General features: G+C 67.8%; 22 protein-coding genes. 8 read left to right on the top strand and 14 right to left on the bottom strand.

Annotated elements, in window-relative coordinates; all coding sequences use genetic code 11:
• Positions 1-195 precede the first annotated feature (195 nt).
• Positions 196-1,281: a glycosyltransferase family 4 protein gene (locus ACZ7SW_RS21310; RefSeq protein WP_470232161.1), complete on the bottom strand. Its 1,086-nt coding sequence runs from the start codon at positions 1,279-1,281 to the stop codon at positions 196-198.
• An 18-nt stretch (positions 1,282-1,299) separates the two neighbouring features.
• Here ACZ7SW_RS21310 and ACZ7SW_RS21305 point away from each other — a divergent pair, with 18 nt between their 5' ends.
• From ACZ7SW_RS21305 to ACZ7SW_RS21295, 3 genes are read left to right on the top strand one after another with little or no spacing between them, the layout of a single operon-like run.
• Positions 1,300-2,229 carry a glycosyltransferase family 2 protein gene (locus ACZ7SW_RS21305; protein ID WP_470232160.1) on the top strand — a complete coding sequence of 310 codons (930 nt, stop codon included), beginning with the start codon at positions 1,300-1,302 and terminating at the stop codon, positions 2,227-2,229.
• Positions 2,230-2,260: 31 nt separating this feature from the next.
• On the top strand, positions 2,261-4,774 hold the full coding sequence (locus ACZ7SW_RS21300; protein ID WP_470232159.1) for a glycosyltransferase: 2,514 nt from the start codon (positions 2,261-2,263) through the stop codon (positions 4,772-4,774).
• A complete protein-coding gene (locus tag ACZ7SW_RS21295) occupies positions 4,767-5,852 on the top strand; it encodes a glycosyltransferase family 4 protein (protein ID WP_470232158.1) in 1,086 nt (361 codons plus the stop codon). Before ACZ7SW_RS21300 ends, ACZ7SW_RS21295 begins: the two co-directional genes overlap by 8 nt.
• A 366-nt stretch (positions 5,853-6,218) precedes the next feature.
• On the opposite strand, the gene rfbD is transcribed toward ACZ7SW_RS21295, so the two are convergent.
• Both rfbD and rfbB read right to left on the bottom strand, forming a co-directional pair.
• Positions 6,219-7,103: a dTDP-4-dehydrorhamnose reductase gene (rfbD, locus tag ACZ7SW_RS21290; protein WP_470232157.1), complete on the bottom strand. Its 885-nt coding sequence runs from the start codon at positions 7,101-7,103 to the stop codon at positions 6,219-6,221.
• A gap of 28 nt (positions 7,104-7,131) precedes the next feature.
• Entirely contained in the window at positions 7,132-8,124 is a 993-nt protein-coding gene (rfbB, locus tag ACZ7SW_RS21285) for a dTDP-glucose 4,6-dehydratase (protein WP_470232156.1), read from the bottom strand.
• 116 nt (positions 8,125-8,240) lie between these two features.
• Between rfbB and ACZ7SW_RS21280 the strand changes: the two genes are divergently transcribed.
• The 3 genes from ACZ7SW_RS21280 to ACZ7SW_RS21270 all read left to right on the top strand — a co-directional run bounded on the left by ACZ7SW_RS21280 (position 8,241) and on the right by ACZ7SW_RS21270 (position 12,054).
• Positions 8,241-9,779, top strand: a complete 1,539-nt coding sequence (locus ACZ7SW_RS21280) for an LCP family protein (protein ID WP_470232155.1) — start codon at positions 8,241-8,243, stop codon at positions 9,777-9,779.
• Positions 9,780-9,843: 64 nt separating this feature from the next.
• Complete coding sequence (locus ACZ7SW_RS21275; RefSeq protein ID WP_470232154.1) at positions 9,844-11,328, top strand: LCP family protein; 1,485 nt, start codon at positions 9,844-9,846, stop codon at positions 11,326-11,328.
• A gap of 21 nt (positions 11,329-11,349) precedes the next feature.
• On the top strand, positions 11,350-12,054 hold the full coding sequence (locus ACZ7SW_RS21270) for a TIGR03089 family protein (RefSeq protein ID WP_470232153.1): 705 nt from the start codon (positions 11,350-11,352) through the stop codon (positions 12,052-12,054).
• A 43-nt stretch (positions 12,055-12,097) separates the two neighbouring features.
• Here the strand turns inward: ACZ7SW_RS21270 and ACZ7SW_RS21265 are convergent, their stop codons facing one another.
• Positions 12,098-12,526, bottom strand: a complete 429-nt coding sequence (locus ACZ7SW_RS21265; RefSeq protein ID WP_470232152.1) for a DoxX family protein — start codon at positions 12,524-12,526, stop codon at positions 12,098-12,100.
• Between the two features lie 272 nt (positions 12,527-12,798).
• On the opposite strand from ACZ7SW_RS21265, the gene ACZ7SW_RS21260 reads away from it, so the two are divergent.
• Positions 12,799-14,703 (top strand): GTP-binding protein, encoded by a 1,905-nt coding sequence (locus ACZ7SW_RS21260; RefSeq protein ID WP_470232151.1) that lies wholly within the window; start codon positions 12,799-12,801, stop codon positions 14,701-14,703.
• Here the strand turns inward: ACZ7SW_RS21260 and ACZ7SW_RS21255 are convergent.
• From ACZ7SW_RS21255 to ACZ7SW_RS21220, 8 genes are all read right to left on the bottom strand, one after another.
• The gene (locus ACZ7SW_RS21255) at positions 14,639-15,061 is read right to left on the bottom strand and encodes a hypothetical protein (protein WP_344288753.1); all 423 of its coding nucleotides are present in this window, start codon (positions 15,059-15,061) and stop codon (positions 14,639-14,641) included. The two genes, ACZ7SW_RS21260 and ACZ7SW_RS21255, sit on opposite strands and share 65 nt — an antisense overlap.
• Before the next feature lie 84 nt (positions 15,062-15,145).
• Positions 15,146-16,081, bottom strand: coding sequence for an esterase/lipase family protein (locus ACZ7SW_RS21250; RefSeq protein WP_470232150.1), 936 nt, complete (start codon positions 16,079-16,081; stop codon positions 15,146-15,148).
• A 74-nt stretch (positions 16,082-16,155) separates the two neighbouring features.
• Positions 16,156-16,893 (bottom strand): ESX secretion-associated protein EspG, encoded by a 738-nt coding sequence (locus ACZ7SW_RS21245; protein ID WP_470232149.1) that lies wholly within the window; start codon positions 16,891-16,893, stop codon positions 16,156-16,158.
• Between the two features lie 8 nt (positions 16,894-16,901).
• Positions 16,902-18,347: a hypothetical protein gene (locus ACZ7SW_RS21240; RefSeq protein ID WP_470232148.1), complete on the bottom strand. Its 1,446-nt coding sequence runs from the start codon at positions 18,345-18,347 to the stop codon at positions 16,902-16,904.
• Between the two features lie 3 nt (positions 18,348-18,350).
• Positions 18,351-18,992, bottom strand: coding sequence for a DUF3558 domain-containing protein (locus tag ACZ7SW_RS21235; protein ID WP_470232147.1), 642 nt, complete (start codon positions 18,990-18,992; stop codon positions 18,351-18,353).
• Positions 18,989-19,462: a hypothetical protein gene (locus ACZ7SW_RS21230; RefSeq protein WP_470232146.1), complete on the bottom strand. Its 474-nt coding sequence runs from the start codon at positions 19,460-19,462 to the stop codon at positions 18,989-18,991. The genes ACZ7SW_RS21235 and ACZ7SW_RS21230 overlap by 4 nt, the downstream gene beginning before the upstream one ends.
• Positions 19,463-19,608: 146 nt before the next feature.
• Complete coding sequence (locus ACZ7SW_RS21225) at positions 19,609-20,199, bottom strand: DUF3558 domain-containing protein (protein WP_470232316.1); 591 nt, start codon at positions 20,197-20,199, stop codon at positions 19,609-19,611.
• A gap of 186 nt (positions 20,200-20,385) precedes the next feature.
• Positions 20,386-21,543, bottom strand: a complete 1,158-nt coding sequence (locus ACZ7SW_RS21220) for an acyl-CoA dehydrogenase family protein (protein WP_470232145.1) — start codon at positions 21,541-21,543, stop codon at positions 20,386-20,388.
• 119 nt (positions 21,544-21,662) lie between these two features.
• On the opposite strand from ACZ7SW_RS21220, the gene ACZ7SW_RS21215 reads away from it, so the two are divergent.
• Complete coding sequence (locus ACZ7SW_RS21215) at positions 21,663-23,336, top strand: class I adenylate-forming enzyme family protein (RefSeq protein ID WP_470232144.1); 1,674 nt, start codon at positions 21,663-21,665, stop codon at positions 23,334-23,336.
• Positions 23,337-23,387: 51 nt separating this feature from the next.
• Here ACZ7SW_RS21215 and purE read toward each other — a convergent pair whose 3' ends face one another.
• Together purE and ACZ7SW_RS21205 are read right to left on the bottom strand one after the other, a co-directional pair.
• Positions 23,388-23,885 (bottom strand): 5-(carboxyamino)imidazole ribonucleotide mutase, encoded by a 498-nt coding sequence (purE, locus tag ACZ7SW_RS21210; protein ID WP_101435814.1) that lies wholly within the window; start codon positions 23,883-23,885, stop codon positions 23,388-23,390.
• Between the two features lie 11 nt (positions 23,886-23,896).
• Complete coding sequence (locus ACZ7SW_RS21205) at positions 23,897-25,081, bottom strand: 5-(carboxyamino)imidazole ribonucleotide synthase (protein ID WP_470232143.1); 1,185 nt, start codon at positions 25,079-25,081, stop codon at positions 23,897-23,899.
• Positions 25,082-25,169: the final 88 nt, after the last annotated feature.

Below are 25,169 nucleotides of genomic sequence, written 5' to 3'. Positions count from 1 at the left end.
CACTCCGGGGGTGCCGAACCTCGCCCACCTGCGCTCACCCGTCCGGGTTCACCCGACCGTGTGACCTCGGAGGTTCTGCCTGACTGTCAGCTCGCCCGCCGATGCGCGGCCCACCCCGCCTCCGCCACAAGCCCAGCTCCGCCGCCTCGCTCAGTCCGCGTCGACTCGGAGCATCTCGATCGCAGCCCCCACCGGTCAGCTCGCCCGCCGATGCGCGGCCCACACCGCCTCCGCCGCGGCCCGCCACGTGAACGTTCGCGCTCGCTCGCGGCCCAGCTTCGACATCTCCGCCGCCTTGTCCGGCGACAACAGCACCTCTTTCAGCGCCCGCGCCAGCGCGTCGGCGTCGCCGCGGGGCACCACCAGCCCCGCCCCGCCGGACACCTCCACCAGCGCCGGGACGTCCGTGTGCACCACCGGCACCCCGATCGCCATCGCTTCCAGCAGCGGCAGCCCGAAGCCCTCGGCGAGGCTCGGCATCGCCAGCACGCTCGCGCCGCGCATCGCCGTCGCCAGCTGGGCGTCGGTCACCTTCCCCAGCACCCGCACCGACTTCAGCCCCCGGTCGGCCGCCAGCCGGACCGGGTCGATCCCGCCCCAGCCGGGCTGGCCGGCGAGCACCAGGCCCACCTCGCCGACCTCGTCGGTGCCGTCGAGCAGAGCCACCGCGTCGACCAGCACATCCATACCCTTGCGCGGTTCGATCGTGCCGACAGCCAGCACGTACCGCGACGGCAGATCGAGCTTCGCGGACCCCTCCGGCACGGTCACCCCGTGCGGCACGACCCGCACCGGGACGTCCACCTCCAGCAGCACCGCCAGCTCGTCGGCGACCGCGCGGGTCGGCACGATCAGCCCGGACGACCGCCGCGCGGCCCGCGCGATCATCGACCGGTGCCAGCTGACGCCGCGCGCGGTCAGGGTCTCCGGATGCGTCCACGGGACCGTGTCATGCACGGTGACGGTCAGCGTTCGCCCAGCTGGGGGACGGGGCGGCGCGAACGGGGTCGGCGCGTGCACCGCGTCACCACCCGGCCACCAGCGCAGACCCAGCTGCCACAGCGCGACCAGCGCCCTCGGCGGCAGTGGCAGCACGCGCGGCCCTTCGACACCCTCGATCCGCGCCGCGGAGACGTCCGCGTGCCGCGCGACCACGCTGGACACGGTCCAGCCGGGCGGCGCGGTGCGGGCGAGCGCGGGCAGCAGTTCGGCGGTGTACCGGCCGGTGCCACCCGGAACGGGGGCGAGCAGTTGCTCGGCGATCACGACCAGTTCGGGCACGCCGCTATTCTCTCCCAGGTGACCAGCGCGGAATCCGGCACCACCGTCGTCGTGGTGACCTGGCGTGGGGCAGACCACCTCGGCGCGTGCCTCGACGCGCTCGCCGCCCAGGACCGTCCACATCGGACACTCGTGGTCGACAACGCCTCAACCGACGGCACCGCAACGATTCTGGCCGCGCACCCCAGCCGTCCAGAGGTCCTCCGGCTCCGCCGAAACACCGGTTACGCCGGCGCGATGGCCCACGCGCTCGACCGCGTCGACACCCCGCGCGTCGCCTGGCTCAACGACGACGCCGCCCCCGAACCGGACTGGCTCGGCACCCTCGAAGACACCCTCGACAGCCAGCCGCTCGCCGCCGCCGTGACGTCCCGGCTCGAACTGCCCGACGGCAGCACCCAGTCCACCGGCGTCCGGCTCACCTCCGACGGCCACGGTGCCGACCTCACCGAACCCAGCGACGAGGTCTTCGGCTTCTGCGGCGGTGCCGCGCTGCTGCGCACCGAAGCCGTCCGCGCGGTCGGCGGAGTTCCGGCGAGCTTCTTCTGTTACTACGAAGACACCGACACCGCGTGGCGGCTGCGGCTGGCCGGATGGCACGTCGCCTCCGCGCCGAAGGCACGCGTCCAGCACCTGCACGGAGCCAGCACGAACCCTGGTTCACCGCTGTTTCACCGGTGGAACGAACGCAACCGGTTGCTCATGTTGCTGCGCTGCGCACCTATGAAAGTCGCCTTCCGGGAGCTAGCCCGCTTCGCCGCGATCACCGCTTTGCTGCCGCTGCGCCGGCACCGCCCGGACGCGGCGAACTTCGACCCGGCACTACGGTCGAGGGTGCTGGCGGAGATCGTCCTCCGGCTCCCCCGCACGCTGCGGGAACGCGGTCGCGTGAGCCGGATCTCGGCGCTGGGCCGAGGCGCGATCTGGGAAGCCTGGGCTGGCCTTTAAGCTGGGCGGACATTCGACGGAGGAGCTCGTCTTGGCAGTGGGGGACCCGCAACCGCTCGTCTCGGTGATCGTGGTGAACTACCGCGGCGCCGACGACACCATCACCTGCCTGCGGGCGCTGCGAGCCGACCTGGACTACGCGAATGTCGAGCTGATCTGCGTCGACAACGCTTCCGGCGGCGGCGACGCGGCCCGCATCCGGGCCGCGGTGCCGGACGTGCAGCTCATCGAATCGCCGGTCAACACCGGGTTCGCCGGCGGTTGCAACCTCGGCGCGCAGCACGCGAACGGCACCGTCCTCGGCTTCCTCAACAATGACGCGCGCCCTGCTCCGGCGTGGGTCTCCGCGGCCGTCGCCGAACTGCGCGCGCAGCCGACCGTCGCCGCGGTGGCGAGCAAGGTCGTCGACTGGGAGGGCACCGGCACCGACTTCGTGGACGCGGGTCTGACTTGGTTCGGCATGGGCTACAAACGCCACGCCGGCAGCCCGCTCGCGGACGTGCCCGAGGCCGAACACGACGTCGCCAAGGATGTCCTCTTCGGCACTGGCTCAGCGCTGTTCGTGCGCGCTTCGGTATTCGCCGAACTCGGCGGTTTCGACGAGCGCTTCTTTATGTTCTACGAGGACGTCGACCTCGGCTGGCGGCTCAACCTGCGCGGCTGGCGCGTCCGGTATGTGCCGGAATCGCTCACCTACCACCGCCACCACGGCACCATGTCCGCCGTCGACGCACCGGACACCGGCCGCGAGACCTTCCTGCTGGAACGCAACGCACTGGCCGCGCTGTACAAAAATCTCTCCGACGAATCGCTCGCCCGAGCCCTGCCCGCGGCACTCGCGCTGGCCGTCCGCCGAGCGACCGCCCGCGGCGGCATCAATCCGGACCAGCTGGACCTGGAGAAGGGCGTCGGCCCGGTCGACACGTCGGACATCTCGGTCCCGCGCACCACTCTCGCCGGAGTCTTGGCGGTGGACCGATTCGTCGAGATGATGCCTTCGCTCGCCGAGTCCCGCGCAGTCGAGCAAGCCGCGCGCGTGCGCACCGACGCCGACCTGCTTCCGTTGCTGCGCAAGGCACTTGAGCCCGCCTACCCGCTGCCGGACTACCTGCGGGCACACGAAATCCTCGTCGAAGCGTTCGGCATCAAGGACGTTTTCGGGCAGCGGCGCAAGATCCTCGTCCTGACCGGCGATTCGATCACCGAGCGGATGGCCGGCCCCGCGATCCGGGCGTGGAACATCGCCTCGACGCTGTCCGCCGAGCACGACGTGCACCTGATGACCACCAACCCGCTGGTCTCGCCTCCGCCCGCGGCCTTCCAGGTCAGCTCGGGCAAGCACCGCGATCTCGACGGCCCCATCGAATGGGCGGACGTCGTGATCCTGCAGGGGCACGTGCTGGAATTGGCCCCGTCGCTGAAGAAACAGCACGAGAACAAAATCGTGGTCGCCGACGTCTACGACCCGATGCACCTGGAGCTGCTGGAACAGGGCAAGGACGCCCCCGACGACCAGCGCGCGCTCGACCTCGCGGGCGTCACCCGGGTCCTGGACGCCCAGCTCGAACGAGCCGATTTCTTCCTCTGCGCTTCAGAACGCCAACGGCACTTCTGGCTAGGCCACCTCGCCGCACTCGGCCGCCTGTCCCCGCGGCTCTACGACGCCGACCCGACCACCCAGTCGCTGCTCGCCGTCGTCCCCTTCGGCCTCTCCCCGCAAGCCCCGACGCGCACCGGCCCCGGCCTGCGTTCCGCCTTGGGCATCGGGGAATCCGACCGCGTAGTCCTGTGGGCAGGCGGCGTCTACAGCTGGTTCGACCCGCTGACCCTGATCCGCGCCTTCGACCTGCTACGCCACCGCCGCGACGACGCCCGTCTCGTGTTCCTCGGCATGAAGCACCCGAACCCCGAGGTCGCCGAGATGGACATCGGCGCCCGGACGATGCGGCTCGCGGATTCGCTGGGCCTCACGGACAAGAACGTCTTCTTCAACGAGCAGTGGGTCCCGTATTCGGACCGCCAGAACTGGCTTCTCGACGCCGACTGCGGTGTCACCACGCATTACGAACACGTCGAGACGACCTTCGCTTTCCGCACCCGGGTTCTGGACTACCTATGGGCCGGCTTGCCGATCGTGACGACAGACGGGGACGCCTTCGCCGACCTCGTCCGCGCGGAGAATCTCGGCGTGGTCGTTCCCGCCGAGGACGCTGGCGCACTGGCGGATGCGTTGGAAAAGTCGTTGTACGACCGAGAATTCGCCGACGCCTGCGTCGAACGGATCCGGGTGGTCGCGCAGCGATACGCGTGGCCGGAAGCGCTGAAACCGCTGGTGGAGTTCTGCCGCAACCCGCGTCCGGCCGCCGACCGGTTGCCCGGCGGCGCGGATCTCACCGTCAGCGACCCGGTGCGTGGTTCCGCACTGGTACGGCGGGATTTGGCTCTGGTACGCGAATATCTCGCGGCCGGCGGCCCAGGCGAATTGGCGAGGCGAGCAGCGGGACGGGTCACGAAGGTGGCGCGGGAGCGGTTGCGCCGTGGCTGATCGTCCGCTGCGCGTCCTGCTAGACGGCACCCCCCTGCTCGGTTCCCGGACGGGGATTGGCCGGTACACCGCCGCGTTGAGCGAAGAGCTGGCTTCGATGTCCGAAGTGGACCTTCGAGCCGTCGCGTTCACTTTGCGGGGTTGGCGAAAGTTGCGGCATGTGCTGCCGCACGGGGTCCAGGCCCGGGGAATGCCGGTCTCCGCTCGCCTTTTGCGGGCCACCTGGCTGCGCACCCAGCTGCCGCCAGTGGAACTGTTCGCCGGACCCACCGATGTCGTTCACGGCACGAACTTCGTTCTCCCCGGCCGCCTCCGTGCCGCCGGGGTGCTGACCATTCACGACTTGGCTTTCATCGACGCCCCGCAGGAACTCGCGCACTCTGACCGAACGCTGCCTGAGTTGGTCCGACGTGGCGCACACCGAGCGAATGTCATCTGCACACCCACCGAGGCCGTCGCGGATTCTGTCGCCGAGAAGCTGGATGTTGACCGATCGAAGATCATCGCCACCCCGCTCGGGGTGAATCCGGCTTGGTTCACCGCCCGCCCACCGGACGACGGAGTGCGAGCGAAGCTGCGGTTGCCGGAGAAGTACCTGCTGTTCGCCGGTGCCGCCGGACCACGCAAGGGGTTGGACTGGCTAGCCGCCGCCCATGCCGCCGCGCCGGATTTGCCGCCGTTGGTTTTCGCTGGCCCTGGACCGTTTCCGAGGCTGCCGAGGTCGGGACAGACCGGATATCTGTCCGATGTGGACCTTCGCACCGTGGTAGCCGGTGCCGCCGCCCTCGTACTCCCTTCCAGGGATGAAGGCTTCGGACTGCCTGTCCTGGAAGCAATGGCCTCGGATGTCCCCGTCGTCTGCACGGATATCCCCGCCCTGCGCGAGGTAGCAGGAGACTGCGCCACCCTCGTCCCGTATGACGATGTAGACGGCCTAGCGGAAGCACTCCGCCAAGCCGTAACCGACCCCCACGGCCTGGCAACATCCACCGCCCGCCGAACCCACGCAGCAAGCTTCACCTGGCACAACACCGCACTACGCACACTAGATGCATACCGCCAGGCGACCGAAGCGTAACGCGGTATAGAAACCGCAGCGAAAAGCACAAGCCGGGCAACCACCCAGACCCCTCCCGCAACCCCGATCCTCGCCGAGCACGCGGTCTGAGGTCTTTGTCAAGGCATCTTTCCCGCCTTGACAAAGACCTCAGACCGTAGTGACAATCAAAAAATCGGGGTGGGGGTCCCCCAAAGGAAACCCGGCGAAGCCAGGGAAAGAACCGGCGAAGCCGGAAAAGACCACGAAGAAAGGCACCCCGAAGCCGTAATTGTGCTGACGGTCGGTGGGTGCTTGTCAAGGCGGGAAAGATGCCTTGACAAGCACCCACCGACCGCAGAGAGGCTTCGTATCGGGGTGCAGGGAGGGGGCTGGGGCTTTCTCCGTTTAGGCGTGGATGTACCTGTTTAAAGCTTCGCGCCAGTCCCTCAAAGGAGTTAGTCCTGCGTCTCGCCAGGAAGTGTTGGAGAGCAAGGAATAGGCGGGGCGCGGGGCGGGGCGGGGGAATTCTTCAGTCGTGCAGGGCTTTATCCGGGCTGGGTCCGCGCCGATCTCCTCGAAGATCGCTCGGGCGAAGCCGTACCAGGAAGTCTCTCCTCCGCCGGTGCAGTGCAGGATCTTCCCGGCGGGTCCGCGTCCAGAGGCAACCGCTTCGGCCAACTCCCAGAGGCCGCCAGCCAGATCAGCCGACCAGGTGGGTGCCCCTACTTGATCGTCCACAACGGACAGTTCGGCCCGCTCCCCCTCCAGCCGCCGGATCGTCTCTACGAAGTTAGCTCCAGTCTTCCCATAAACCCAGCTAGTCCGCACTACCCAAGCCGAGGCTCCAGACCCGAGGACTGCGTCCTCCCCGGCAGCTTTGGTCCGCCCATAGGCATTCTGCGGCCCGAGCGCATCATCCACCTCGTACGGCCGATCGCCATCCCCGGGGAAGACATAATCCGTAGAGACATGAATCAACGGCACCCGCCGGGAAGTACAGGCTGCCGCCAACACCCGTGGTCCGTCCACATTCACCGCGAACGCCCGGGCCTCGTCAGTCTCCGCAGCGTCAACCGCCGTATAAGCCGCGGCATTGATCACCACCGGCACCGCTCCGGCAGCCGCCGCTCGCTCCGCCAGTTCGCCGACCGCAGCGATCACCTGGCCGGTCGCCGTGACATCCAGCTCCGCCGACGAAGGGGCGAGCACCTCCGTTTCCGGGCCCGCGGAATTCACCAGGTCCCGGCCTAGCTGGCCAGAACCGCCGGGCACGAGCACTGCCAGCCGCACCGGCGTACCTCCTACTGCGAAAGAGTTTTCAGGACGTGCCGAGCGCGGCGCGGGCCTTCAGCGGCTCCCACCACGACCGGTTGTCGGCGTACCAGCGCACTGTCTCCGCCAGACCGTCCTCGAACGACACCCGCGGAGCGTAACCGAGTTCCCCGCTGATCTTCGCGATGTCGACCGAGTACCGCCGGTCGTGGCCCTTGCGGTCGGCCACCGGTTCGACCATTTCCCAGCCGACCCCGGTCGCCGCGAGCAGGCGTTCGGTCAGTTCCCGGTTGGTCAGTTCGGTGCCGCCGCCGATGTTGTAGATCTCGCCGGGACGGCCGCCGTCGGCGACCAGCTGGATTCCGTGACAGTGGTCGTCCACGTGCAGCCAGTCCCGGATGTTCAGACCATCGCCGTACAGCGGGACTTTCTTGCCGTCCAGCAGGTTCGTCGCGAAGAGCGGGATGACCTTTTCCGGGAACTGGTACGGGCCGTAGTTGTTCGAGCACCGCGTGACGCACACCGGAAAACCGTGCGTGCGGAAGTACGACCGCGCGATCAGATCCGACGACGCCTTCGAGGCCGAGTACGGCGAATTCGGCTCCAGCACGTGGTCTTCCGACCACGAACCGTCCTGGATGGACCCGTACACCTCGTCTGTCGAGACGTGCACGAACTTCCCCACCTGCGCCTCGAGCGCGGCCTGCAGCAACGTCTGCGTGCCGAGCACATTGGTGAGCACGAAGTCCGCCGAACCGAGGATCGAGCGGTCCACATGGGACTCCGCGGCGAAGTGGACGACCAGGTCCACGCCGCGCATCAGTTCGGCGACCTGTGCGGTGTCGCAGATGTCGCCGCGCACGAAGCGCAGCCGCGGGCTGTCGGCGACCGGGGCGAGGTTCGCCTCGCTGCCCGCGTAGGTGAGCTTGTCGAGCACCACGACCTCGGCGTCGGCAAGCGTCGGATACGCCCCCGACAACACCTGCCGCACGTAGTGCGAACCGATGAACCCGGCACCGCCTGTGACCAGGACCCGCATCCTCATCCACCCTTCCGCCCGACCGGGCACTCTCGCCACCAGCCTACGGGTGGCTCACTCGAGAGTCGGTAGAGTTCGGCAAAGCGCGAAACGCGCGGGCATCCTGGGGAGGAACAGTGGCCGAATGGCCGGGGACGCCGCTGCCGGTGCACCGCGGTCGCGGCGTGGTCGTCGTGCTGCGGCGAAGCGGGAAGATCCTGCTGTCCGTCGTGTCCGTGGTCGTGCTGGCGCTGACCTGGTACGGCTGGCAGTTCATCGGCGACCCGCAGTCCGGTTTCTCCACCACGGCGATCTTCGGCGAGCAACAGCCGCACGCGAAACCGCTCGACGGGGCCATTGACATCCTCCTGGTCGGCCAGGACAGCCGCACCGACGCGCAGGGCAACCCGCTGCCCCGCGAGGTGCTCGACATGCTGCACGCCGGCGAGTCCGACGGCGAGAAGCAGACCGACACGATGATTCTCGTGCACATCCCGCAGAGCGGGGAGCACGCGATCGCCATCTCCTTCCCGCGCGACTCCTACGTCGAGATCACCGGCGGCTTCGGCAAACACAAGCTGAACAGCGCGTACGTCTACGCCTACAACGACACCGCCAAGACGCTGCAGGCCAAGGGCAACGCCGACCTCAAGGACGTCGACGAGAAAGCCAAGCTCGCCGGGCGCAAGAACCTCGTCGCGACGCTCGAGAAGTTCATCGGCAAACCGGGCATGATCGACCGCTACGCCGAGGTGAACCTGGCCAGCTTCTACGAGGTCACCAAGGCCATCGGCGGCGTGCAGGTGTGCCTCAAGAGCCCGGTGAAGGAAAAGAAGTCGGGTGTCGACCTGCCCGCGGGCAAGCAGACCATCGAGGGCGTGCAGGCGCTCGCGTTCGTCCGGCAGCGCTACGGCCTGCAGAACGGCGACCTCGACCGGATCGGGCGCCAGCAGGCGTTCCTTTCCGGACTGGCGAGCAAGGTGCTTTCGTCCGACGTGCTGGCCAACCCGGTGCGGATCGCGCAGCTCATCGAGGCGGTGAAGAAGTCCGTGGTGCTGTCCGCGGGCTGGAACCTGTCGGAGTTCGTCGAGCAGATGCGCGGGCTGACCGGCGGCAACGTCGAATTCCACACCATCCCCACCGAGGGCAACGCGGTCATGGGCGGCGCGGACGTGCTGCGCGTCGACCAGGCGAAGGTCCGCGCCGAGATCAACCGGCTGACCTCCGACGGCAACGCACCGGAACCCAGCAACGCACCGCTGCCCGGGGCCGAAAAGGTCACCGTCGAACTGTTCGACGGCTCCGGCTCGGGTGCCGCCGAACAGATGCAGAGTCTGTTGCAGGGCAAGGGTTTCCAGTTCGGCACGAGCACGAAGCTGTCCACCCGCGCGACGACCGTGCTCCGCTACCACCCGTCCGACGAAGCGGCCGCCGACCTGGTCCGTCAAGCCCTCGGCAACAACGCACAGGCCGAGCCGGACGCCGATGTCGCCGCCGGGCACGTCCGGGTGATCCTCGGCAAGGACTCCCGGGACACCGCGAGCGCGTCGGCCACGACCTCGTCGGCCCCTCCCGCGGCGCCGCCCTCGTCCTCGCCGTCCGCGCCGCCCTCGTCCGGACCTTCGACCTCACCCGCACCGCTGATCACGGCGGGCGATGTTCCCTGCGTCAACTAGAGTCGAGCACCCAGCGTGGCGGCGCACCGCAGGCCGTACGCTGGTGAGCGGGGAGGTAGCCGGGGTGAGTGAAAACCAGGACAAACCGGACCGGACGGCGGATTCCGCCGACAGTCCGGCGGTTTCCGACGCCTCGGGCCGTGAATCCGACGGAATGCAGGAGCCGAAGCACGCTGCCGCTGAGCCCTTAGCCGAAGAGGCGACCGAGGACAGCGGGGCTGAGAAAGCCGAGCCGGTTACCGAGGGTGCCGCCAGCTCCGAAAGTGTCGACGGCTCCGAAGGCGACGCCAGCACCGAAGCTGCCGCCAACCCGGAAAGTGCCGCCGCGGAAGCCGCTTCCGAGTGGAAGCCCTCCCCGCACCCGCGCGTCGAACTCCCCCAGCCGTCGAACCCGGCGCCGGAACCGCGACGCCGCACGGGCCGGGTCACCCGGATCACCCGCCGGGTCGCGATCGGCCTGGTCTCCCTGGTCGCACTGGGCGCGACCGGCTACGCGTACGTCACCAAGGACAAGCTGCAGGACAACGTCGCGACCACCGACGTCCTCACGCCGCGCGCGGGCGAACCGCCCGCCCCGCCCGCCGACGACGGCGGCACGGACATCCTGCTCGTCGGCAGCGACGCGCGCACCGACCAGCAGGGCAACCCGCTGCCGTTGAGCATGCTGAAGTCGTTGCGCACCGAGGGCACGTCCGGCATCAACACCGACACCATCATCCTCGTGCGGATCCCGAAGAACGGCGGCAAAGCCTCCGCGATGTCGATCCCGCGCGACACGTGGGTCGACGTGCCCGGCCGCGGCAAGGCGAAGATCAACTCCGCGTACGGCGTCGCCAAGGCGCACGCGGCGGAGGAGGAGCGCGCGCAGGGCGAGCACGACCAGGCGAAGATCGCCCGCGACTCGGACGGGGCGGGCCGGCGCGCATTGGTCCAGACCGTTCAGGACCTCACCCAGGTCCGCATCGACCACTACGCCGAGGTCAACCTGCTCGGCTTCTATCTGCTCACCGAGGCCGTCGGCGGCGTGCCGGTGTGCCTCAACCACTCGACCTCGGACAAGGACTCCGGCGCGGACTTCCGCCGCGGCGTGCAGACCGTGACCGGCGGCGCGGCGCTGTCTTTCGTGCGCCAGCGCAAGAACCTCCCGAACGGCGACCTCGACCGGATCAAGCGGCAGCAGGCGTTCCTGTCCTCCGCGGTGCACAAGGTGCTGTCGGCGGGCACGCTCACCAACCCGGGCATGCTCAACAGCCTGATCGACGCGGTACACCGGTCGATAGTGCTCGACGACAACCTCGACGTGCTCGAGTTCGCCCAGCAGGTGAAGGGCCTCGCGTCGGGCGACCTGACCTTCGCGACGATCCCGGTGATCACCACGAACGGCCGCAGCGAGGACGGGCAGAGCATCGTGGAGGTCGACCCGGCGACAGTGCAGAAGTTCGTCGCCGGCCTGGCCGGGCGGAACAGCTCCGGAGGCGGCGGCGCGGCGGCCGGGGCGGTGCCGCGGGGCCTGGACTCCGGAATCCCGGGCGTGCCCTGCGTCGACTGACGGCGCGGCTAGCCTGAGGACATGAGCCTCACCGAGCAGCTGCTGCGCCCGCTTCTGGCCTCGCCGGCGAAACCGCTGGTCACGCACTACGACGACCGGCTCGGCAGCCGGGTCGAGCTGTCCGTGGCGACGATGCAGAACTGGGCCGCGAAAACGGCGAACTGGCTGGTCGACGAGTTCGACGTGGAGCCGGGCGACGCCGTCGCGGTGCGGCTGCCCGCACATTGGCAAACCGCGGGGGTGCTGCTCGGCGCGTGGTGGTGCGGAGCGCACGTGGTCGCGGAGCCGGACGGGGCACGGGTCGTGTTCACCAGCCCGGACGAGGAGATCGACGCCCCGGCCGTCGCGGTGGTGTCGCTCGACCCGATGGGCCGCGGCCTGTCGACGCCGCCGTCCGGTGGAGCGCTCGACTACCTCAACGAGGCCCGGATGTCCGGCGACCAGTTCTTCCCGATGCGGCCGACCCCCGGCGACACCCTGGCGCTCGGTTCCTCCACTGTGGACGAAGTGTGGGCGGAAGCCACTGCCCGCGCGGCAAAACTCGGCCTGACCGCGGCAGACCGAGTTTTGTCCACGATGGACTGGACGGTGCCGGACGGCGTACTCGACGGCTTGCTCGTTCCGCTCGCCGCCAGCGCGCACCTGGTCCAGGTGACGAACGCCGACCCGGCGAAACTGCCCTCCCGCCGCGAGGCCGAACGCACCACCGCCGACCTGGCCGCGTGAGTGCTGGCGGCCGCTGAAACCGGGCCAGCACTCACCGCGGTTCTCAGGCGGTCTGCAGCTCGTTCGCACCCTCGCGGCGACGCCGGAACAGCACGTGGTCCAGGGACAGCCGGCCACCGTTGAAGCCCAGCGCCAGCGCGGTGAGGCCGAGCACCAGCACCAGTTCGTAGCCGCCCTCGCCGGTGAGGCCGTGCGCCGCGTGGACCGAGATCAGCGCGCCGGCCATGTTGATCGCGTAGCCGATGGCGACCACCGGCAGCAGGAAGCCCACGACGAACGCGATCGACCCGAGCAGTTCGAGCACGATCACGAGGAACGCGGCGACGCTCGGCAGCGGGATGCCGATCTGGCCGAACATGTCGGCGGTCGCCCCGACGCCGCTGTCCCATTTCTGCAGGCCGTGGGCGAAGAACACCACCGCGATGCCGATCCGGCCGAGCAGCAGCGCGACGTCCTTGACTCGAGTCAACATGGAGACAGCTCCCGATAGGTGAAAATTCAACTGACCCGGCCCACGGTAGGGCACTGAACACCGCCGCGGGGGTGTCAGCCAGTGATCGACAGGAAACCGACAGGCACCGAAAACTCGCTGTACACCACGCCCGGCCCGGCGCTACCGTGCCGCTATCCGCGAGTGTTCGCCTGCTCGCGGCCGTGTTTTCGACCCGCGAGGAGCCCCGATGCGCCGACAGTCCGATCGACCCCAGTTCGGCCTGTCTCCCGTACCTGAGGACCTCCGCACGCATGAAAGCACTGACCATCGGCATCCTGGCGCACATCGACGCAGGTAAAACCAGCCTCACCGAACGTCTGCTGTTCGAGACCGGCGTGATCGACCACGCCGGCCGGGTCGACGACGGCGACACCCAGACCGATTCGCTCGAACTCGAACGCAGGCGCGGCATCACCATCAAGTCCGCCGTCGTGGCGGTCAGCACGCCCGGCCACCGGCTCAGCCTCGTGGACACCCCCGGCCACCCGGATTTCATCGCGGAGGTCGAACGCGCCGTCGGCGTGCTCGACGGCGCGGTACTCGTGGTGTCCGCGGTGGAAGGCGTGCAGGCCCAGACCCGCGTGCTGATGCGCACGCTCGTCCGGCTCGGCATTCCGGTGCTCGTGTTCGTGAACAAGATCGACCGCACCGGTGCTCGCGAAGCCTCGTTGCTGGAATCCTTGCGTACCAAGCTTTCCCCGCAATGTGTGCCGATGAGCACGGTGACTGGGATCGGCACCGCTAGTGCGCATCCGACTCCGCTAGCCTTTGACGAACGCCTAGCCGACGCACTGGCCGGAGACGACGTCTTCCTTGAGTCCTATGTGTCCGGTACAGCGTCCTCAATGGATTACCGAAAAGCTTTGGTACGTCAGGTCGCCGCGGCCTCGGCGTATCCAGTCTTCTTCGGCTCCGCAGTCACCGGAGCTGGCGTCTCCGACCTCATCGCCGGGGTTTACGAACTGCTGCCGTCCCGCGAACGCCGCGCGGACGGACCTCTCGACGCCACCGTCTTCAAAATCGAACGCGGCCGTTCCGGCGAGAAAATCGCTTACGTGCGAATGTTTTCCGGCTCGCTGGCGGCGCGCCGACCGGTGCCGTTCCGGCGCTTAGGCACGGAAAGCGTCGGCCGCCCCTCCGCAGTACGGGTGTTCGAACACGGCGCGACCCCAGTGTCCGGCGAGGCACTGGCCGGAGATGTAGCACGCGTCTGGGGTTTGCCGGAGATCCAGATCGGCGACCGACTCGGCGACAGCGTCGACGTATCCCAGAATCGGTTTTTCGCTCCGCCGAGCCTGGAAACGCTGGTGTACCCGGTCGATCCAGACCAGACCAGCGCGCTGTACATCGCGCTGACCCGACTGTCCGAACAGGACCCATTGATCAGCATCCGCCGACAGGATCAGGAAATCACCGTCCGCTTGTATGGCGAAGTGCAGAAGGAAGTAATCCGGACGACGCTCACCGAAGAGTTCGGAATTGCCGCCGAGTTCGAGGAATCGCGCCCGCTGCTGGTCGAACGTCTGCATGGGACCGGACATCGCGTACGCCATCCCGCTCCAGACGAGCGAGTGTTCTTCTGGGCCACAGTCGGACTTCGCGTCGAGCCTGGCCCACCTGGTTCCGGCACCGACTACCGGCTGGGAGTCGAACTCGGCTCGCTGCCGCTGTCGTTTCACAAAGCCGTTGAAGACACTGTGCACGAGATCCTGCGCGAAGGTCTGCACGGCCGGGAAGTAATCGACTCCGTGGTCACCCTCACCGATACCGCGTTCTACCCGCCAGTCAGCACCGCCGGAGATTTCCGCGGCATGACCCGGCTAGTTCTGCGGGAAGCCCTTCGCCGGGCCGGAACGCGGGTGTACGAACCGGTCCACGCGTTCGAACTCGAAGCACCGGCTTCCGCGGTCAGCGCGGTGCTGCGCAAGCTCGTCGAACTTCGCGCAGTGCCCGGCGAACCAGTGCTCACCGGTGACCGGTGCACTGTGGACGGTCATCTCCCGGCCGCCTCCGCGCACGAGCTGGAACAGGCGTTGCCCGCGCTCACCCAAGGCGAGGGCACGCTGGTCACCAATTTCGCCGAATACCGGCTCAAGCCGGGTGGCGGCGGGCCGCGTCGAGTTCCGTCCAGCCGCCGTGGGCGGACAACAGCGTGAGGACGCGCTCCGCGAGGGCCGAGAAGCGGCGCAGGTCCTCGTGGAGCGCTTTGGCGCGGGTGGAGTCGAGCGGGGCGTGGTCGTCCCACCACAGGCAGATGACCGCGCTCGCGCACAGCACGAGCGGTTGAACGAGGTCCGTGAACTCCGCGGACGGCTCGGCCGTTTCCCGGCACGTGCGCTCGATTTCGTCGCACGCGTCGAGCAGTTCGCGCAACGGGCCCACCGCGCCGGACGGGGTGCCGTCCCACGACGCGGTGGGCCACGCGCGATCGCTCAGCTCGAGCCAGAGCCGCCATCCGGCGACCAGCTCGGCCTCGTCGTGCGGCGTCCAGGTGTCGGGGAGCAGCCAGAACATGTCACCGACTGTGACATCGCGGCCGGAGCCCGCACAACCAAGTCGGCGAAAGTGTTCGCGTTTTTACCCCGAGGCGGGGGTATCTCAGCTGATCACCGGGGGCACGAACACGCAACTGGGCTTCTTCGCGTGCTGCGGGTCGAGCGCGTTGAGCACCTCGCGCTGCGCGATCGGGTCGTAGGTGATGCCGAGGTGGTCGGTGTAGTCGAGTCCGCAGACGTCCTGGAGGACGAGGTTTTTCACGTTGGACGCGGGCTTGAGGAAGGCGTTGGTGTAGGGCGTGACAACGTCGTCATACCTGGTCTGGATGACGGTGTAGTCGACGCCCGGAACCGTGTCGCCGCCCGCGTTGAGGTCGGTGAGGAACGCGGAGCCGGTGGACTGCTCATTGCAGGCCGCGCAAGCCGCGCCGACAAGGTCGCGCGCGGGCGGGATCGCCTGGATCGCGGTGAGCAGGCCGAACAGGTTGGTGCCGTAATTGGACGGGGACAGCCCGATCAGCTTGCCGATCTTGCTAGCGCCGCCGAGGTATTTGATCCAGTAGCGGGGATTCATCCCGCCTTGCGAATGCCCGACGACATCGAGCTTCGAGGCCCCGGTCGCCTTCAGGATCTTGTCCCCGAAGGTCGCGAGCTGCCCGGCGGTCCCCGCCACCGGCCCCACCGTCTGCAGGAAGGCCCCCGGCGACCCGCCGAAGTTGCCCGCGAACACGCAGTACCCCGCGTTGGCGAGCCTCTGGGAGAGATTCGCCCAGTTCTCGTACGCGTTGGCGGTGGTGCCATTGGACAGCAGCACCGGGTTCGGATGCTCGGCGGACGGTTTGCAGTTCCAGTCGTTGGCCCCCGGCGGCGCGATCGTCGGCTGCCCGACCGAGTAGATCGCCGCGGCGATGATGTTCGGCTGCACCGGACCAGTCGGTTCTTTCCCGGTTGTCGCCGATGCCACCGCGGTGCCGCCGCCGAGCGCGACCACCGTCGCCGCCAGGAGGACCATGCCTCGTCCGAACGCGCGTACGCCCATCCGTTTCACCTCTCTGTGAACCCGATGCATTGGTTAACGCGGAACACGAGAAAGGGAAACGCGGTTACTAGTTTTTATCGCAGGCTGGCGAGCGTACGGTTAACCGCATCGATCAAGGACGCCCGATTTCCCGGGTAGACGCTGATCCGCGCCTCGCCGCCCCTGGTGCTCTGGAAGCTCAGCACCCGCCCGCGCCCGCTGAGATCGATCACCGACAACGGCGAGCTGTAGCGCCGCTCGCCCCGCTCATCCCGGACCGCCGCATGCAACTGATGCACCGCGTCGCGCGGTGCCCGCATCAGGTACCGCAACTCGTCCGCCTCGCCGCCCTCCTCGGCCAGCGGATCGGCCCCGCCGTTGTCGTAGTACTCCCGGCTGACCTGCATCGCCCGAACCGCCGCCGGCGGGCATTCCGGCATCGCCATGACCAAACAAGCCGCCAGCTCATCCGGCGACACCGGGTCGAGCTGGACGAACTCCGCGTCAGTGATCAGCCGAACGGCTTCTTGTCTGGTCGCCGCGACGAGAATCGCGCCGTTGTCCTCTTGGTGGGTGCCGAAATCAGTCCACCCGTACACCTCATGCCGCGCGGTGGCGAGCAGCTTTAACGTGCCCCGCAACGCATCCGCTGCTGTTTCGCCAAGCTCGTTGAGAAGATCCCGCGTCCGCTTCGCCCTTTCGGCGGCGCCTTCCTCGGTCAGGTACATCGGGGTGTCCTCGACCACCACCGGCACCTTGCCGAGGTCTTCGCTGTGCCAAAGCGCCAAAAACACCGGCCGCGGCATCCGCAGCGGCCTGTCGATGATCGTCATCGAGCCCCTCAACCGCCGATCGTCGGGGGTGTCGGAGGCAGCCCAGTGCGCGGATCGAGGGCGCGCTCGCCGTTCTCGTCGACGAGCGAGAACGCGGAGTCGTCGTCGATTCCGTACTTGCGCTGGTGTTCTTTGTCTTCCTCGCCCTTGCCTTTTCCGCCGCCAGCCATGCCACCCATTCCAGGCGATCCCTTGGCCCCGGCCGCACCCTTGCCCGCCGCGCCTGCTGCCGCGCGACCCTCCTCACCCGCACCTACTCCGGCCCCGGTCCCTGCTCCGGTGCCTACGCCCGCGCCCCCGCCAAGCCGCGCCGCAATCCCTCCGCCGCGCCCCGCGGCGTCGCCTCCCCCGCCGAGCGGCCCAAACCCACCCGGTGCCCAGCCGCCGACGCTGCTGTTGCTACTGCCGCCCCCAGTCCCCCAGGAGGTCGGATTCGGTGTCGGAGGTGTCCAATTCGACCCGCCAACCCGATCAACCGACGGCGGCGTCCACCCAGACGTCGAAGTCCCGTCGTTGCTCCCCGGGTGATACCCCGGCACCACCCCACCGGGCGGCGAGGTGACCCCACCGGTGCTGCCCGGACCACTCCCGGGACCGCTCCCCGGGTGGAACGCCCCTCCACCAGGCCCGCTCCCCGGCCCGCTGGTCCCAGGCTGCGTTCCCGGCCCGCTCCCCGGCGAGTTCCCAAGCCCGCCACTGGCTCCCGGCCCACTCCCCGGTCCGCCAGAATCCTGGCCAGGCCCGCGATAAGACCTCTCGTGCGATCCGGTCTTGCCCTTGGAGTGATCGCCACCGGAGTCGATCTTGAGATTCTGCCCGTCGAATCCGGAAACCTGACCGTAATTGCTATTCAGGCCCTGCCCGTTGGTCTTGGCCTGATCCGCGTACTTCTGATACCGCTCGACGTTGTGATTGGCCGCGGCGTTGTATTCGTTGATCTGTTTCTCGGTGTCGGTGTCCCAGGGAGTCCCCTGGTCCCAAAGATTCTTATGCGGGGGTGTCGGAGGCATCGACTGCAGCGCGATCTTCATGTCGTTGTAGCCGTGCGTGGTGTCGACCAGTTTCTGCCCATTGACCACGTAAGCCTGCGCGGAGGTGGAAGATGCGTCGGACAATGGCCTGAGCCGCGCGCGAGCCGCGTCCGCGCCGTCGCCGGTCCAGACGGATTCCAGCATGGTGGTGATCTGCTGCGCGTCGTCGCTGTTCTGGTGGTGTTCCTGGATCATCTTCCGAACCGTGGAACTGCCACTGTCCCACGACGATGTCCCCGGACCTTGCTGAACCTGCTGCACAATCGCCGGCGCCGGGACAGCCTGATCGCCGAGGTTTCCGTGGTAGAAGTCGGAAAACCAACCGCCCGCGTCCTTGAGCCGATCGTTGACCCAGTCATCCGCGTCACTGATGCGGTCGCCGATCCACTTGGCGCCCTCCCCGATGAAGTCGAAGAACCCCATCGGTCACGCACCCGCCTTCTGCTTCAGGTTGGTGACAACCATGTCGGCCACGGTCGTCGCAGCATCACACGGGTCTTGTTTGCCAGCCTTTGAATCGCCAAGCGTGACTGACGCATCAATTGTTGTCTGGTCACTGATACCAACGATCACCTGACAAAACGCCTTGACCGTCGCTTGCTGTTTGTAAACTGAAGCGGCTACGGCTGGAAGGCCCTGGATAGGGGAAAGCGGCCGCCACACTGTCGCCTGCGGCTTCGTGTTCGCATAGGACGCGCTCAGCCCGTCAGCGATCTTCGTCGAGTAGATCACCGTGACCAATGAGCCAGCGTCACTGTTGAGCCAGTGACACTCCGTGCCAATTGCTGGGTTGTCCGCGTGTTCGCCCTGCATCGGCTTCCCGAGAAGATATTTCACCTGCTCCGAAGTGAGCGCGCCATCACACGGATGCACCGACAACACCGACTCCGGCAACGGGTGTTCCACCTTCGGGGCACCCGCGTACGGCAAGGTCTTTCCCACTGGCGAGGACGACGCCGGAGTACCTGTAGCACCAGCAGTCGGACTTGGCGTCGAACCGCCAGAGCAGCCCGCCAGCAGCGCAGCCGCCGCGACGCTGACAACCGAGACCGAGAACCGCATCCTCATCCGAGTAACCCCTTGCCCTGATCGCCGTTGCCGACAGCCTTCACATCCGCTGCCGCATGACCGTCCGATTCGCTGACAATGCCCAACGCCTTCTCCAAGCGTCCAATCAGCTCCGTCATGTACTGATACATAGCGTCAAGCGAGTCTCTGCCAGCTGCGAAGGTGTTGACTGCCTGCTGATTGAACCCAGCACTTCCAGGATCCTGCGACGGCGGGGTGAGTTTCGTCAGCGCTTGCGCATCCGGCTGCATCTTCATCGCGTTTTCCCGGAGTCGCTTCGCTCGCTCAAGCAGCGAACGCGCCTCATCGGGACTTAGCGTGAACCCTGCCCCGGCCTTCGTGGCAGATGCCACCGCAGCGGCGTCCGACACCCCTTTGGCCACGTTCATCGCCGCCCCCACGACGGTGATCGGCAGCCCGGTCAGCCAGCCGGTCGTTTCTATCGCTTTTCCTGGGTCGTTCTCAGCCATGCCCGCCCCTCCCCTGCATCGCGCACCGCCTCTTGACCAGGCAAACCAGCCCTGAGGCCCCTCCGGCTGTCACTGTAACCAACTGCTCACAGCGGGGTGGCGGAAACCGGCAAACTCACCCCACTGAGCACCAGGTCGAGCGTGGGTCACGCGCCCGCCCTGTGCTTCAGATTAGCGATGACCATGTCCGCCACCGTTGCCGCGGCATCGCATGGATCCTGTGTCCCCACCCTCGTTTGCCCTAGACCAACCGATACATCGACGGTGTACTTATCCGTAATGCCGACACTTACCTGGCAGTTATCGTGTTTCCGCGAGTCAGTGGAAGTGGCATGAGCTACAGCCGGGAGACCTTGAACAGAAGGAAGCGGACGCCAGACTTTCGCCAAGGGTTGAGTATTGGCGTAGACAGCACTAAGACCGTCAGCCTTCGTGGCGTAGAGCACCTGGACCAGAGCACCAGTGTCCTCGTTGAGCCACTTGCACTCGGCACCCAGCGCAGGAATGTCGGCATGCACTCCCCGCGGCTGCATCCTGAAAATCTCCTTGATTTGCGCCGCAGTGAGCGCGCCGTCGCACGGATGCTCGGACAGCACAGATTCCGGAAGCGGTTTCTCAACGTGCGGTGCGCCTGCATATGGCAGGGCTTTCCCCGTCGCTGACGACGGCATCCGATCGCTAGCCGACTTCGAAGGCGGGCTTGGCGTAGAGCCGCTCGAACACCCCGCTATGGACATGGCTCCGGCCACTGCAACAGCGGTCAAGCTTGCGAACCGCACCTTCATTCGGCAGTCTCCCCCTGCGAATCGGTCTCCAGTCGCAACTGTAGCCAGTCGCGCATCTCGAGGCGGCAGGTTCGGGGGCAAAAAGGAGCCCCACCACCCGATCCGGGTAGTGGGGCTCTTCAGGGGATCGTCGGCGGCTCAGCCTTTCAGCAGGGCCCGCGCCATGACTACCTTTTGAATCTGGTTCGTGCCTTCATAAATCTGCGTAATCTTCGCGTCGCGCATCATCCGCTCGACTGGGAAGTCACGCGTGTAGCCTGCGCCGCCGAACAGCTGGACTGCGTCCGTGGTTACCGACATTGCTACGTCAGACGCGTAGGCCTTCGCTGCCGATGCGGTGAAGCTGGCTCGCTCGTCGCCGCGCTCGGAGGACGCCGCGGAGGCGTACACCAGGTGACGGGCGGCTTCGATTTTCGTTCCCATGTCGGCCAGCATGAACTGGATTCCCTGGAATTCCGCGATTGCCTTGCCGAACTGTTTGCGTTCCTTGACGTACGCGACGGCCGCGTCCAGGGCTCCCTGGGCGATTCCCAGGGCTTGCGCGCCGATCGTGGGGCGGGTGTGGTCCAGGGTGCGCAGTGCGGTTTTCAGGCCGGTGCCCGGTTCGCCGATGATGCGGTCTTCGGGGATGGTGCAGTTCTCGAAGTAGATCTCGCGGGTCGGGGAGCCCTTGATGCCCAGCTTCTTTTCCTTCGGGCCTACCGAGAAGCCTGGGTCATCCTTATGCACGACGAATGCGGAAATGCCGTTGGCCTTCTTTTCCGCGTTCGGGTCGGTTACGGCCATTACCGTGTACCACGACGACTCGCCGGCGTTGGTGATCCAGCATTTGGTGCCGTTGAGGACCCAGTGGTCGCCGTCGAGGCGGGCGCGGGTGCGCATTGACGCGGTGTCCGAGCCAGCCTCGCGCTCGGACAGGGCGTAGGACGCCGACGCTTCGCCCGAGGCGATGGACGGGAGGACGAGCTTCTTCAGGGTTTCCGAGCCGGACAGGATGATTGGCTGCGTGCCCAGCTTGTTGACCGCCGGGATGAGCGATGCGGACGCGTCGACGCGGGCGACTTCCTCGATCACGATGCAGGCGCCGATGGCGTCAGCGCCCTGGCCGTCGTACTCCTCGCCGATGTGGACGGCGTTGAAGCCTGCCTTGACGAGCGCTTGGTTGGCCTCGTCCGGGTAGCGCTCCTGTTCGTCGACCTCCGCCGCGTACGGGGCGATCTCCTTTTCGGCTAGAGCCCGGACCGCGGCGCGCAGTTCCTCGTGCTCTTCGGCCAGCTGATACAGGCCCTCGGCCACCTTCAGTCACCTCTTCTGCAGCGAAACGGGAGAAAGTCCCCCGATGTTAGCCCGCGTTCACACCGAACGCCGGAGCTCGCTGCTTGTGTCCTCGGCCTCACCGTTCGTATGGTCAAGCGATGCCTGCCACTGCGTCGACCCCGCCGCCCGGATTGCCCGCTTCCCTTGACTACCCCCAGGTGCCGATCGGTTCGGTGCTCGCTGGCGCCGCGACGCGCTACGGCGACCGTGTCGCGTTCGCGATGGGCGACGACCAGCTCACGTTCGCTCAGACCTGGCAGGCCTCCTGCCAGTTCGCGCAGGCGTTGCTCGCCCGCGGCATCGGTCGAGGCGACGTGGTCGCCGTGCATCTGCCGAACTGTCTCGCATATCCGATCGCCTACCACGGCATCCTGTTGGCAGGGGCGACGTTCAGTCCGACGAATCCGCTGCTTCCGCCGGATGATCTCGCCTTTCAGCTGACCGACTGCGGGGCTGCCGCCGTGGTGACATTCGGGCCGGTGGCGGGCACGCTCACGGCGGTCGCGGACCGGATTCCGGCGCGGCTCACGATCGTTGTCTCACCGGCCGGCGAGCTCGGCGAGGGGAGCGTGGAGTTCCGCGAATTCTTCGCTGGCCAGCCTGCGACCAGGCCTGACGTGGCGATCGATGTGGACAACGACCTCGCGCATCTCGCCTACACGGGTGGCACGACCGGGCGGTCCAAAGGCGTCGAACTCACGCATCGCAACGTCGTCACGAACACGCTGCAGCACACCTGCTGGTCGACCGGTTCGGTACCGGCACTCGACGCGAACGGCGACCTGACGCTCGACCAGATCGGCAGCCAGGACGAGTGGCCGACGCGGCTCGGCACCGGCACTGCGATCAACTTGACGCCGTGGTTCCACGCGATGGGCGTGATCGCGGGACTCAACGGTCCGCTGATGGGCGGCGGGACGACCGTGCTGCACGCCCGGTTCGATCCGGCCGCGTATGTCGCGGACGCTGAGCGGCTGCAGGTCACGACTATCGGCGGCGCGCCCGCGCTGTTCGCGGCGTTGCTCGTGACTCCTGCGTTCCACACTGCCGACCTGTCGTCGGTGCGCAACATCGGCTCCGGTGCCGCACCGATGAGCCACGAGATGATCCGCGCGCTGCACGAGCGGTTCCCTGACGTGGTGATCGCCGAGGGGTACGGGCTCACCGAGGTGACGATGGGCGCGGTGATCTCGCCGAGTTACCGGTCCGGCGTGCGCAAGGTCGGGTCGGTCGGCGGGCCGATTTTCGACACGGAGGTCAAGCTCGTCGCGGACGGCCGCGAGGATCCCCTGCCGCCTGGGGAAGAGGGCGAGGTGTGCTTGCGCGGGCCGCAGGTGATGCGCGGGTACCGGAACCGCCCGGAAGAGACCGCCGCCGCGCTGGTCGACGGATGGCTGCATACCGGTGACATCGGCGTTCTCGACGAGGACGGCTATCTGTCCATTGTGGACCGCAAGAAAGACATGCTGCTGTACAAGGGGTACAACGTCTTTCCGCGCGAACTGGAGGAGCTGCTGAGCGCCTCGCCGGGCGTGCTGTCGGCGGCGGTGGTCGGCCGGCCCAGTCCGGAGGTCGGCGAACTGCCGGTGGCGTTCGTGGTGCGGCGGCCGGATTCCTCAGTGGACGCCGAGCAGCTGATGGCGGCGGTGAACGAGAAGGTGCTGCCGTACAAGCGCTTGCGGGAGCTGCATTTTGTGGAAGAGATCCCGGTGTCGGCGGCGGGCAAGGTGCTGAAGCGCGAACTGCGGAAGCAGCTGCCCGATCCGGCTTGAGCTAGCGGTGCGTGCGGATGCCGGTTGCGGACTGGCATCCGCGCGCACTGGCTACTTGCCTGCCTTTTCGCGGAGTTTGGCGTCTTTGTCGAGCACCAGCTGCTCCAGGTCCTCCTGGAACTGCGTCAGTTTCGCCTGCAACTGCAGGTCGGCGGCGGCGAGAATGCGCACCGCGAGGAGACCGGCGTTGCGCGCCCCGCCGACGGACACGGTCGCGACCGGGATGCCGGCGGGCATCTGCACGATCGACAGCAGCGAGTCCATGCCGTCCAGGTACTTCAGCGGAACCGGCACGCCGATCACCGGCAGCACCGTCGCCGACGCGACCATGCCCGGCAGGTGCGCGGCGCCGCCCGCGCCCGCGATGATCGTGCGGATGCCCCGGTCGGCAGCGGACTTCGCGTAGTCCAGCATCCGCTGCGGGGTGCGGTGTGCCGAGTAGACACCGACCTCGTACTCGACGCCGAACTCGTCCAGCGCTTGTCCCGCGGCCTCCATCACCGGCCAGTCGGAGTCGCTGCCCATGATCACGCCCACCTGCGGCGCCATTGTGTTCCCCTTCAGTGGATCTCGTAGCCGTCGAGCCAGACGGCGTGGGACAGCCAGTGCGCGGACAGCAGCGCGCGGTTGCGCAGGTCGTCCATGCGGTCCCCGACGAAGTTGACGTGCCCGAGCTTGCGGCCGGGCCGGTCCTGCTTGCCGTAGAGGTGGATCTTCACCTCGGGGAACCGCGCGAACAGGTGGTGCACGCGCTCGTCCGGGCTCATCTGCGGCGAGACGTCCGCGCCGAGCACGTTCGCCATCACGCACGCGGGCGCGATCAGGTCGGTGCGGCCGAGCGGGTAGTCCAGGACGCCGCGCAGGTGCTGCTCGAACTGCGAGGTGCGCGAGCCGTCCATGGTCCAGTGCCCGGAGTTGTGCGGGCGCATCGCCAGCTCGTTGACGAGCAGGCCGGTCTCGGTCTCGAACAGCTCGACCGCGAGCAGCCCGGTGACGTCGAGCGTCGACGCGATGCGCAGTGCCAGCTCCTGCGCCTCGTGCACCCGCGACTCGGCCAGCCCCGGTGCCGGGGCGAGGACCTCGGTGTTGATGCCGTTCGTCTGCACGGTCTCGACCACCGGGTACGCCGCGCCCTGGCCGAACGGGGAGCGCGCGACCAGTGCGGACAGCTCGCGCTTCATCACGACCTTCTCCTCGACCAGCAGCTCCGTGCCGGCTTCGAGGAGTTCGGGAATGGTCTCGCGGGCCTGCTGCGCGGTGTCGAGCATCCAGACCCCCCGGCCGTCGTACCCGCCGCGCGACGCCTTCAGCACCACCGGCCAGCCGTGCTCGCCGCCGAACTTCACCACATCGTCCACAGTGGACACTTCGGCGAAGGCAGGGCCGGGCACGCCGAGGCCGGCCATCATCTCGCGCATCACGAGCTTGTTCTGCGCGAACCCGAGCGCGGTGGGCGCGGGGCGGACGACGAAGCCCTCGGTGGCGAGGGTGAGCAGGTGCTCGCCGGGCACGTGCTCGTGGTCGAAGGTGACCACGTCGACCTGCCGGGCGAAATCGATCAGCGCGTCGAGGTCGGCGTGGTGGCCGATGACGACGTCGCTGGCCACGAGGGCCGCCGCATCGCCCTCGTCGGCCGCGAGCACCTTCAGCGACTGGCCGAGGGAAATCGCCGCCTGCTGCGTCATGCGGGCGAGCTGCCCGCCGCCCACCATGCCGACGATGGGGAGACCGGTTCGTTTGTCCATAGCGGAGACCAGGTTACTGGGCGGGAGCTGGCGGACCATCGGCGACCTGCGGCGGAGGCGGCGGGCTGGGCGCGGCCGGGCTGGCGCG

The organism is Amycolatopsis sp. NPDC114484, from assembly GCF_055633755.1.
Note: the sequence above shows the minus strand (reverse complement) of the source record. Positions and strands in the feature narration are given on the sequence as shown.

Bases quoted from the DNA above. Each gene is read 5' to 3' on its own strand.
- ACZ7SW_RS21255 (WP_344288753.1), bottom strand. From the start codon at position 15,061: ATGTTCTGGCTGCTCCCCGACACCTGGACGCCGCACGACGAGGCCGAG.
- rfbB (WP_470232156.1), bottom strand. From the start codon at position 8,124: ATGCGGGTCCTGGTCACAGGCGGTGCCGGGTTCATCGGTTCGCACTAC.
- purE (WP_101435814.1), bottom strand. From the start codon at position 23,885: ATGGCGCCGCAGGTGGGCGTGATCATGGGCAGCGACTCCGACTGGCCG.
- ACZ7SW_RS21240 (WP_470232148.1), bottom strand. From the start codon at position 18,347: ATGGGGTTCTTCGACTTCATCGGGGAGGGCGCCAAGTGGATCGGCGAC.
- ACZ7SW_RS21265 (WP_470232152.1), bottom strand. From the start codon at position 12,526: ATGTTGACTCGAGTCAAGGACGTCGCGCTGCTGCTCGGCCGGATCGGC.
- ACZ7SW_RS21215 (WP_470232144.1), top strand. From the start codon at position 21,663: ATGCCTGCCACTGCGTCGACCCCGCCGCCCGGATTGCCCGCTTCCCTT.
- ACZ7SW_RS21230 (WP_470232146.1), bottom strand. From the start codon at position 19,462: ATGGCTGAGAACGACCCAGGAAAAGCGATAGAAACGACCGGCTGGCTG.
- ACZ7SW_RS21205 (WP_470232143.1), bottom strand. From the start codon at position 25,081: ATGGACAAACGAACCGGTCTCCCCATCGTCGGCATGGTGGGCGGCGGG.
- ACZ7SW_RS21225 (WP_470232316.1), bottom strand. From the start codon at position 20,199: ATGTCCATAGCGGGGTGTTCGAGCGGCTCTACGCCAAGCCCGCCTTCG.
- ACZ7SW_RS21245 (WP_470232149.1), bottom strand. From the start codon at position 16,893: ATGACGATCATCGACAGGCCGCTGCGGATGCCGCGGCCGGTGTTTTTG.
- ACZ7SW_RS21250 (WP_470232150.1), bottom strand. From the start codon at position 16,081: ATGGGCGTACGCGCGTTCGGACGAGGCATGGTCCTCCTGGCGGCGACG.
- ACZ7SW_RS21235 (WP_470232147.1), bottom strand. From the start codon at position 18,992: ATGAGGATGCGGTTCTCGGTCTCGGTTGTCAGCGTCGCGGCGGCTGCG.
- ACZ7SW_RS21260 (WP_470232151.1), top strand. From the start codon at position 12,799: ATGAAAGCACTGACCATCGGCATCCTGGCGCACATCGACGCAGGTAAA.
- ACZ7SW_RS21270 (WP_470232153.1), top strand. From the start codon at position 11,350: ATGAGCCTCACCGAGCAGCTGCTGCGCCCGCTTCTGGCCTCGCCGGCG.